This is a genomic window from Ramlibacter sp., from assembly GCF_028292805.1.
Classification (GTDB): domain Bacteria; phylum Pseudomonadota; class Gammaproteobacteria; order Burkholderiales; family Burkholderiaceae_C; genus Ramlibacter.
On the sequence record NZ_JAQGLS010000089.1, the window covers coordinates 1 to 9,142 of the forward strand.

The 9,142-nt window shown below is 69.3% G+C and carries 8 protein-coding genes; 7 read left to right on the plus strand and 1 reads right to left on the minus strand.

The features are described from left to right. Window positions 1–1,424: transglutaminase family protein (locus JWP65_RS04810; protein WP_299760863.1), on the minus strand; the 1,424-nt coding region annotated here is incomplete at its 3' end. A 221-nt stretch (window positions 1,425–1,645) separates the two neighbouring features. Here JWP65_RS04810 and JWP65_RS04815 point away from each other — a divergent pair. The 7 genes from JWP65_RS04815 to JWP65_RS04845 all read left to right on the plus strand — a co-directional run. Beyond that, window positions 1,646–3,265 (plus strand): protein kinase, encoded by a 1,620-nt coding sequence (locus tag JWP65_RS04815; protein ID WP_299760865.1) that lies wholly within the window; start codon window positions 1,646–1,648, stop codon window positions 3,263–3,265. A 29-nt stretch (window positions 3,266–3,294) separates the two neighbouring features. Beyond that, window positions 3,295–4,056, plus strand: a complete 762-nt coding sequence (locus JWP65_RS04820) for a serine/threonine-protein kinase (protein ID WP_299760867.1) — start codon at window positions 3,295–3,297, stop codon at window positions 4,054–4,056. Then, entirely contained in the window at window positions 4,053–4,892 is an 840-nt protein-coding gene (locus JWP65_RS04825) for a response regulator (protein WP_299760869.1), read from the plus strand. The genes JWP65_RS04820 and JWP65_RS04825 overlap by 4 nt, the downstream gene beginning before the upstream one ends. 4 nt (window positions 4,893–4,896) lie before the next feature. Next, window positions 4,897–5,259 (plus strand): response regulator, encoded by a 363-nt coding sequence (locus JWP65_RS04830; RefSeq protein ID WP_299760871.1) that lies wholly within the window; start codon window positions 4,897–4,899, stop codon window positions 5,257–5,259. Window positions 5,260–5,275: 16 nt separating this feature from the next. Beyond that, complete coding sequence (locus JWP65_RS04835; protein ID WP_299760873.1) at window positions 5,276–7,474, plus strand: chemotaxis protein CheA; 2,199 nt, start codon at window positions 5,276–5,278, stop codon at window positions 7,472–7,474. A gap of 62 nt (window positions 7,475–7,536) precedes the next feature. Continuing rightward, on the plus strand, window positions 7,537–8,034 hold the full coding sequence (locus JWP65_RS04840; protein ID WP_299760878.1) for a chemotaxis protein CheW: 498 nt from the start codon (window positions 7,537–7,539) through the stop codon (window positions 8,032–8,034). Window positions 8,035–8,059: 25 nt separating this feature from the next. Then, the coding region (locus JWP65_RS04845; protein WP_299760875.1) for a methyl-accepting chemotaxis protein at window positions 8,060–9,142 on the plus strand (1,083 nt) is incomplete at its 3' end.

Below are 9,142 nucleotides of genomic sequence, written 5' to 3' on the forward strand. Positions count from 1 at the left end.
TCATACAGCCGCGTCACCTTCATGTGGTGGGCGAACTCGACCTCGGCCTTGTCCACGCCGCCTTCGATGGGCGCGGCGCTGGAGGGCTGCGGCGTGCAGGCCAGCGGGATGTGGCCTTCGCCGGCGAACAGGCCCGAGGTGGCATCCAGGCCGATCCAGCCGGCGCCTGGCAGGAACACCTCGCACCAGGCGTGCAGGTCGGTGAAGTCGACCGTGGTGCCGCTCGGGCCGTCGAGCGCCTTCACGTCGGGCGTCAGCTGGATCAGGTAGCCGGAGACGAAACGCGCGGCCAGCCCCAGGTTGCGCATCAGTTGCACCAGCAGCCAACCCGAGTCGCGGCTGGAACCGCTGGCGTTCTGCAGCGTCTGCTCGGGCGTCTGCACCCCCGGTTCCATCCGGATCAGGTACCTGACGTCGCCCTGCACCTGCTGGTTGAGCGCCACCAGGAAATCGATGATGCGGCGCGGCTGGCGGTCGACCTTGTCGCCCAGGCGCAGCACGTCGCCCCATTGGGCCTCGGTGTAGGGCTTGGTGACGCGCGGCGATTCATGGATGCGCGTCACCTGCATGTGGTGGCTGAACTCGACCTCGGCCTCGTCCATCAGCCCCTCGATGGGCGCGGCGCCGGAAGGCTGCGGCGTGCAGGCCAGCGGGATGTGGCCCTCGCCGGCCAGCAGTCCGGACGTGGGATCCAGGCCGATCCAGCCGGCACCGGGCAGGTAGACCTCGCACCAGGCATGCAGGTCGGTGAAGTCGATCTCGGTGCCGCTGGGGCCGTCGAGCGCCTTGACGTCGGATTTGAGCTGGATCAGGTAACCGGAGACGAAGCGCGCGGCCAGGCCCAGGCGGCGCAGCAGCTGCACCAGCAGCCAGCCGGAGTCGCGGCAGGAGCCGCTGGCCAGTTGCAGCGTTTGCTCGGGCGTCTGCACGCCGGGCTCCATGCGGATCAGGTAGCGGACATCGGCCTGCACCTGCTGGTTCAGGGCCACCAGGAAGTCGATCGTCGGCCGCGGCTTGCGGTCGATCTTCTCGAGGTAGGCCGCCACCAGCGGCGTCAGCGGCTCGCAGTGAAGGTAGGGGACGAGTTCCTCGGCGACGCCGGGGTCGTACCTGAAAGGGAAGTTGTCGGCGCTGGGCTCCAGGAAGAAGTCGAACGGGTTGTAGACCGCCATCTCCACCACGAGGTCGACGGTCACCTTGAACTGGGTGGCCGGTTCGGGGAACACCAGGCGGGCCTGGAAGTTGGCGAACGGGTCCTGCTGCCAGTTGATGAAGTGGTTCGTTGGCTCCACGCGCAGCGAATAGGAAATGATCTTGCTGCGGCAGTGGGGCGCCGGCCGCAGGCGCACCACCTGTGGCCCCAGGTTCACCGGCCGGTCGTATTTGTAGTGGGTGACGTGGTTCAGTGCGGCATGGATGGACATAAGCAGGTAATCGTAGCAATTGGCAGGCGATCGGGGAGGGCGCAAGCCCGCCCGTCGGCACCACGGACCGGCTGGCGGCCCGGCTCCCGCGGCCTCGAGCCCGTCTGTAACGGTGCGGTGTTGCATCCGCGCCGCCAACTTGCATCGGCTGGGGCTGCCGTGAAATAAGTGACGGCCCGCGCCTTGTGAGTCAAGATAGTGCTCAGGTATGCTGTAACTAAATGCGACAACTCCTCGAAACTCGTTCACCCGCCGAAGCGCCAGCCGCGCAGCGCGGGGGCGATTTCGCGCAGTCCTCGCAGCTGAACTCGACCATGGACCCGGGCGTGGCCGAGCTCGGGACGACGGTGGCCACGTTCATGTATGCGCGGCTGCACAACTTCACCGCCGCGTGCAATGCCATGGGGCCGGACGACGCCGCCGCGTTCGTCAACGAAGTGCGCAGGATGCTGACGGAAGCAGTGCTCAAGCTGGGCGGCGAGGTCGCGCAGCGCCGGCCCGACTCGATCCTGGCGGTGTTCAGCAACAAGCACGACGACCGCAAGCCGAACCACGCGCAGCGCGGGCTGCATGCCGCGATCCTCGCCACGCACGAAGCCGTTCAACTCGCCCAGGGCATCGCGGCCAAGCCGGAGTTTTCGGGCTTGCCCACCCTGACCCTGGCCTGCGGCGTTCACCTGGGAGTCGCCGAGTTGTCCCGGCGAGGCAACGCGGGCAGCGGCAAGGTCCACGCGGTCGGCGAAGCCGTCGAAGTCGCCCGCCTGCTCGAGGTGACCGCCATGGACCTGAACTGGAGCGTGGCTGCTTCTGCCGCGACGCGGCTGGCGTCCGCCGGTCGCGCCGAGGGCGGCCGGATCGGCTCCGTCGCCTTGCCCGACAGCAGCTTCATCGACGTCGTCGAAATCACCGGATTGGTGCCCCGCAGGAAGTCCAGCACCCCCGCGCGCGTCTTCGAGTTGCTGCGCGAGGCACTGCAGGCGAACACCCACGCGCGCCGGCGCAGCGCCAACGCGCCGGCCAACCCGTCGCCCGCCTCCACCACCACCCACTTCCTGATCGAGGGTTACCGCGTCGTGCGCAAGATCGGCGAAGGCGGCATGGCTTCCATCTTCCTCGCGCAATCCGCCGAAGGCGGACCGCCGCAGGTGCTCAAGGTCATGCGCATGGACAAGGCCGGCGAGGCCGACGGCCTGCAGCGCTTCATCCAGGAGTACGCGCTGCTGGCGCAGGTGCAGCATCCGAACGTCGCCCGCATCTTCCGCCAGGACTTCTCGGTCGCCCACGCCTACATCGCGATGGAGTACTTCCCGAACGGCGACCTGCGCGCGCGCATGAAGGCAGGTCCGGTCGATCCCGAGACCGCCATCGCCTATGTCAGGCAGACCGCGGCGGGCCTGGGCGCCATCCACTCGGTGGGCATCGTCCACCGCGACCTCAAGCCCGACAACCTGATGCTGCGGCAGGACGGCACGCTGGCGCTGGCCGACTTCGGCGAGGCCAAGCAGGTGTCGATGAAGATCACGGACACCGGGGACGGCGACATCGTCGGCACCCCGTACTACCTCAGCCCCGAGCAGGCCACCGGGCAGGTGGTGGATGCGCGCTGCGACATCTACAGCCTGGGCGTGCTCGCCTTCGAGCTGCTCACCGGACGCAAGCCCTACCACGCCAGCTCCGCCCAGGAGCTGCTGAACATGCACATCCACGCGCCCGTGCCGCTGCTGCCGCCGGAGCACCAGCACCTGCAGGCGCTGATGGAAAACATGATGGCCAAGGACCGCGAACAACGCTATCCGTCGGCGCAGCACCTGCTCGACGACCTGGCGTTGATGGGTCTCTGATGCTGTCCGCCGCGGTCCATCCTGCTTGCGTGCCCGGCTACCGCATGTTGCGGCAGGTCGGCGCCGGCCGCCGGTCGACCGCATGGCTGGCGTCGGACCTGGCGCGTGGCGATGAAGTGGTGCTGAAGATCCAGCCCGGCGTGCACGAAGCGCTGCGCCATGAATTCGAAGTGGCCCGGCAGGTGGCCGGCAAGAACATCGTGCAGGTGCGCGAGCACGGCCGCGCCGGTGCTGCGTGCTACCTCGCCATGGACTACGTGGCGGGCGGTGACCTGGCCGAGCGCCTGCGCGCTGGCGTGACCGTGGACGACGCGGGGTCCTTGTTGCGGCAAGCCGCCCAGGCGCTGGCGCGTCTGCATCGCCGCGGCTACGTCCATCGCGACGTCAAGCCGCAGAACTTCCTCATGCGGCCGGACGGCAGCCTGGTGCTCGCCGATCTCGGCCTGGTCGCCCGCATCGGCGATCGGCCGGCTGGCGTCTTCGGCACCTTGTTCGGCACGCCCCGCTACGTGGCCCCCGAACAGCTGCAGGGCGCCGCCGCTTCTCCCGCCGCGGACGTCTACAGCCTCGGCGTGCTGCTGCATGAAATGCTCGCCGGTGCGCCTCCGTTCGCCGGTGAAACCCTGATGGAAGTGCTCTCCCAGCACCTGGTCGCGGCGCCGCCGCGACTGCCTGCCGCCGCGGCTGCCCTGCAGCCCCTGGTGGATCGCATGCTCGCCAAAGAAGCGCAATCCCGGCTTCCCGACGCGGATGCCGTACTCGGCCAATTGGGCCAGAGGTGGTTACCTTGACCCTGAATGAACAGTACCTCGTCGACGTGATCGGCTTCAATCCCGTGGAGCGCTCGATGCTGGCGAGCATCTTCGCGCTGGCCGCGCGCCGCGACCCGGCCTTCGTGCAATACGACCCTGCCACCACGGTCAGCGGCGCCGCCGACATCTACCTGGTGGACGGGGAGAACGCCGAGGCGATGAACGAGTTCCGCACGCTCAGCAAACGCGCCAACCTGCCGGCGGTGATGGTCGGCGCGGGCGTCGACAGCATGGGCTTCACGCTGCTGCCGCGGCCGCTGCAGTGGGCCCGCCTGCTGCAAAGCCTGGAAGAGACGGTCGCCATCGCCGCGAACGACGACGAAGGCACGCTGCCGCTGGGCCGCAGCCTGGCCGCCAGTTCGGCCGGCAAGGGCGTGGCGCCGCCGCCGCTGGACGAGGCGGCCGCGCGCAAGCGGGCGCTGGGCGACACGGTGCTGGTGGTGGACGACAACGCCTCGGTGCGCATGTTCATGAAGGCCAAGCTGGCGCCGTTCAATTTCGAGGTCGACTTCGCCGAGACCGGCGAGGAGGCCGTCGGCCTGACCGGCAGCCGCGAATACGCCTGCGTGTTCCTCGACGTGGTGCTGCCCGGCATCGACGGCTACCAGGTCTGCAAGCTGATCAAGGGCAACAAGCAGGCGATCAAGAAGACCGCGGTGGTGATGCTCACCAGCCGCAGCTCGCCGTTCGACAAGCTGCGTGGTTCGCTCGCCGGCTGCGACGAGTACCTGACCAAGCCGCTGGACGAGGACCGGCTGCTCGAGGTCATCGCCAAGTTCCTTCCCAGCAGCCGCAAGCGCACCCGGAGCAAGTAAGAACATGAGCAAAGCGATTCTGGTCGTGGACGACACGCGCTCGATGCGCAAGATGGTGGCGGCGGTGCTGGAAGGCGCCGGCTACGAGGTGGCGGAAGCGGGCGACGGCGTGGAGGCGCTGGAGCTGGCGCGGGCCCGGGTGTTCGACCTGGTGGTGACCGACCACAACATGCCCCGCATGGACGGCGTGACGCTGGTGCGCGAACTGCGCGGCCTGCCCAACTACGACCCGGTGGCGCTGATCGTGCTGTCGACCGAGGCCAGCACCGAGCTCAAGCAGAAGGGCCGCGAGGCCGGCGCGACCGGCTGGATGGCCAAACCGTTCGACCCCCAGCGAATGCTCGACATCGTGGGCAAGTTCATCTAGCCGGGAGGCTTGCGTCATGTTCCAGCCATCGAATGCCTTCGGCGACCCGGTCGCCTTCCGCACGATCTTCTTCGAGGAGGCGCAGGAACACCTGGCGAACGTGGAGGCGATCCTGCTGCGCATGGACATCGACGCGCCGCACCCGGACGACCTGAACGCGATCTTCCGCGCCGTCCACTCGATCAAGGGCAGCGCCGCCATGCTGGGCTGCCCCGAGATGGCGGCGCTGGCGCACCTGCAGGAGAATTTGCTGGACGCGCTGCGCAAGGGCGAGCGCCCGATCGGCGTGGACGACATCGAGGCGATGCTCAAGGCCGGCGACGTGCTGCGGGCGCAGGTGCTGCACCGGCGCGGCGTGGAGCCGCAGGCGCCCGACAGCGCGCCGGTCGAGGCGATGCTGCGCGAGCGGGTGGCGCAGCCGGCCACCGACGCGCTGGCCGGCCAGGCCGGCCCGGTGACGCGCAGCTTCAAGGTGCTGCTGGGCCCGCTGCACGAGGCGATCGACGCGGGCGAACTGGAGATGATGCTGGCTGGCCTGGGCGAGATGGGCACCGTCTCCAACACCATCATCGCCAACGCCGTCGGCGGCACCGTCTGCTTCGACGTGCTGCTCGAAGGCGCGGCCGCCGACCTCGAGAGCGTGCTGTCGCTGGTGGTGCCGCCGGAACAGATCGCCGTGGAAACGGTGCAGGCGCAACCAGCTGCCGTGGCCGAGCCGGCGCGGGAGCCGCCGCGGCTGCATGCCGTGGCGCCGGCGGCGCCGACGGCCGCCGGCGAGGATGAGTTCTTCGTCGATCCGGCGGACTTCCGGCGCCGCTCCGACGCCGTCCGGCCGCAGCCTGCGCTCGCAGCGCGGGCGCCAGCCAAAGCCGCGCCGGTGGACGATGTCGACATCTTCGTCAGCCCGGAACAGTTCCGGTCACGGCGCGCCGCCGCGCCGGTGGCGACGCCCGCCACCGTGGCCGTGGCGCTGCCAGTCGAGCCAGCCGCCGCCGCCGTTGCCCACGAGCCGTCCACCCAGGCCGCCCACGACGCCACCTTCATCCGCGTGGCCACCGAGAAGATCGACCTGCTGGTGAACCTGGTGGGGGAGCTGGTGATCACCGAGGCGATGCTGGCGCGGTCCGGGGCGCTGGCCGACGCCGGCAACGACAGCCGCTATGCCGGCAACACCGGGCTGGTCGACCTGGCCCGCCACACGCGCAACCTGCAGGAAGCCGTGCTGGCGATCCGCATGCTGCCGATCTCCAGCGTCTTCAACCGCTTCCCGCGACTGGTGCACGAGCTGTCGGCGCGGCTGGGCAAGCGGGTCGAGCTCAAGATGGCGGGCGAGGGCACCGAGCTGGACCGGGGCCTGATCGAGAAGATCTCCGATCCGCTGACGCACCTGGTGCGCAACGCGATCGACCACGGCCTGGAAACGCCGCGCGTGCGGCTGGATGCCGGCAAGCCGGCCATCGGCACGGTGAGCCTGCGGGCCAGCCAGCGCGGCGGCAGCATCCTGATCGAGGTGACCGACGACGGCCGCGGCCTGGACCGCGAGCGGATCCTGGCCAAGGCCCGCTCCCGTGGGAGCTTGCTGCCGGCCGACGTGCCCGACGCCCAGGTCTGGCAGCTGATTTTCGAAGCGGGCTTTTCCACCGCCGACGAGGTGACCGAGGTCTCCGGCCGTGGCGTCGGCATGGACGTGGTCAAGCGCAACATCCAGGCGCTGGGGGGCACCATCGACCTGTCGTCCGTCGCCGGGCGGGGCACCCGGGTCGCCGTCAGCGTGCCGCTGACGCTGGCGATCATGGAGGCAATGACGGTGGCCGTCGGTGGCGAGACCTACGTGCTGCCGCTGATGGGCGTGATCGAGTCGCTGAGCGTCTCGGCCTGCGACATCCACACGCTGCCCGGCCAAGGCGACACCTTGCGGGTGCGCGACGATTTCCTGCCGGTGCTCCACATGGGCAAGCTGTTTCCGCCGCGCCAGCCGCGGGCGCAGGCGGCGGGCATCGCCGTGATCGTGGAAACCGACGACTGCCGCGCCGCGCTGCTGGTGGACGAACTGGTGGGCCAGCAGCAGGTGGTGGTCAAGAGCCTGGAGGCCAATTTTCGCCGGGTGCCGGGACTGGCCGGCGCCACGGTGATGGGCGACGGCTCGGTGGCCCTGATCCTGGACATCGCCCACCTGGTGCGCGTGTCGGGCCGCGACCGCGCACTGGTGTTCTGACAACCGACAGCACAAGGCCAAAGGGCCTGATGGAGAACTCGATGCAACAGCAAGCGGTCACCATGGGTTCCAAGCGCTCCTGGGGCCAGGCGGCGCCGGAAGTCCAGACCAGCGAATTCCTGACCTTCCGGCTGGGACCGGAAGCCTACGGCATCGAAATCCTGAAGGTGCAGGAGATCCGCGGCTACGAGCAGCCCACCGCGATCGCCAACGCGCCCGACTTCATCAAGGGCGTGATCAACCTGCGCGGGGTGATCGTGCCCATTCTCGACCTGCGGCTGAAATTCAGGCTGGAGCAGGCGAGCTACGACGAATTCACCGTCGTCATCATCCTCAGCGTGGCCGGCCGCATCGTGGGCGTGGTGGTCGACGCGGTTTCGGACGTGCTGACGCTGGCGGCCGACGCCATCCGCGCCACGCCCGAGTTCGCCTCGGCCACGTTCGACACCAAGTACATCACCGGGCTGGGCACCGTCGGCGACCAGATGATCATCCTGCTGGACATCGAAAAGCTGATGACCGGCGCCGACATGGCCCTGGTCGACAGCGTCGCCGGCTGAGCGCGTGCCGGCTACTGGAGCCCCCGTGGCGTCCCCTTCCACCTTCGCCTCCGCAACCGTCGACCGGGCCGCGCTCGGTTTCTTTCGTCGCTCGACCATCCGCGTGCGGCTGACCATCGCCTTCCTGGCGCTGGCCTTGCTGATGATCGTGATGGCGGGCGTGGCCGCCTGGCGCCTGCAGGAACTGGGCGATGTCGCAACACGCGCCCTGCAGGCGCAGGGCGCCCGGGCCGGCGGACAGGGCGCCGAAGCCGCCATCGCAGTCGCGACCCGCGAAGGCCAGGTCGTGATGCTGTCGTTCGGGGCCGCCTGGTTCATGCTGGCATTCCTGCTGTGCTTTCCGCTGACGGTGCACATCGTCAAGCCGATCCGGGTCGCGGCCAAGATCGCGACGCGGGTGGCCGCCGGCGACCTGACGCTGCAGGTGCGCACCGGCGGCACCGACGAAGCCGCGCAGCTGATGCGGGCGCTGGCCGGAATGACGGTCAACCTGCGTACCCTGTTGGGCGAAGTGTCTGCCGGCGCACACGAAGTGGCCGACACCAGCGGCCGCATCGTGCGTGGCAACGCCGACCTGGCGCAGCGCACCGAGGAACAGGCCAGCACGCTGGAGCAGACGGCCAGCTCGCTGGAGGAGCTGACCTCCACCGTGGCGCAGAACGCGGACAACGCGCGCCAGGCCAGCCAGCTGGCCGTGGGCGCGGCGCAGGTGGCGCGGCAGGGCGGCGAGGCGGTGGGGCAGGTGGTGAACACCATGACCGGCATCGCGCAGGCCTCGCGCCGCATCGGCGACATCATCGGGGTGATCGACGGCATCGCCTTTCAGACCAACATCCTGGCCTTGAATGCGGCGGTGGAAGCGGCCCGCGCGGGCGAGCAGGGACGCGGCTTTGCCGTCGTGGCCGCTGAAGTCAGGAGCCTGGCCCAGCGAAGTGCTGCTGCGGCCAAGGAGATCAAGACCCTGATTGACGATTCGGTGGAAAAAGTCGGTCAAGGCAGCCACCAGGTGGCCGAGGCGGGCAAAACGATGGACGAGATCGTCGAGAGCGTGCGCCGGGTGACCGACATCATGGCCGAGATCACGGCGGCGAGCCAGGAGCAGACCCAG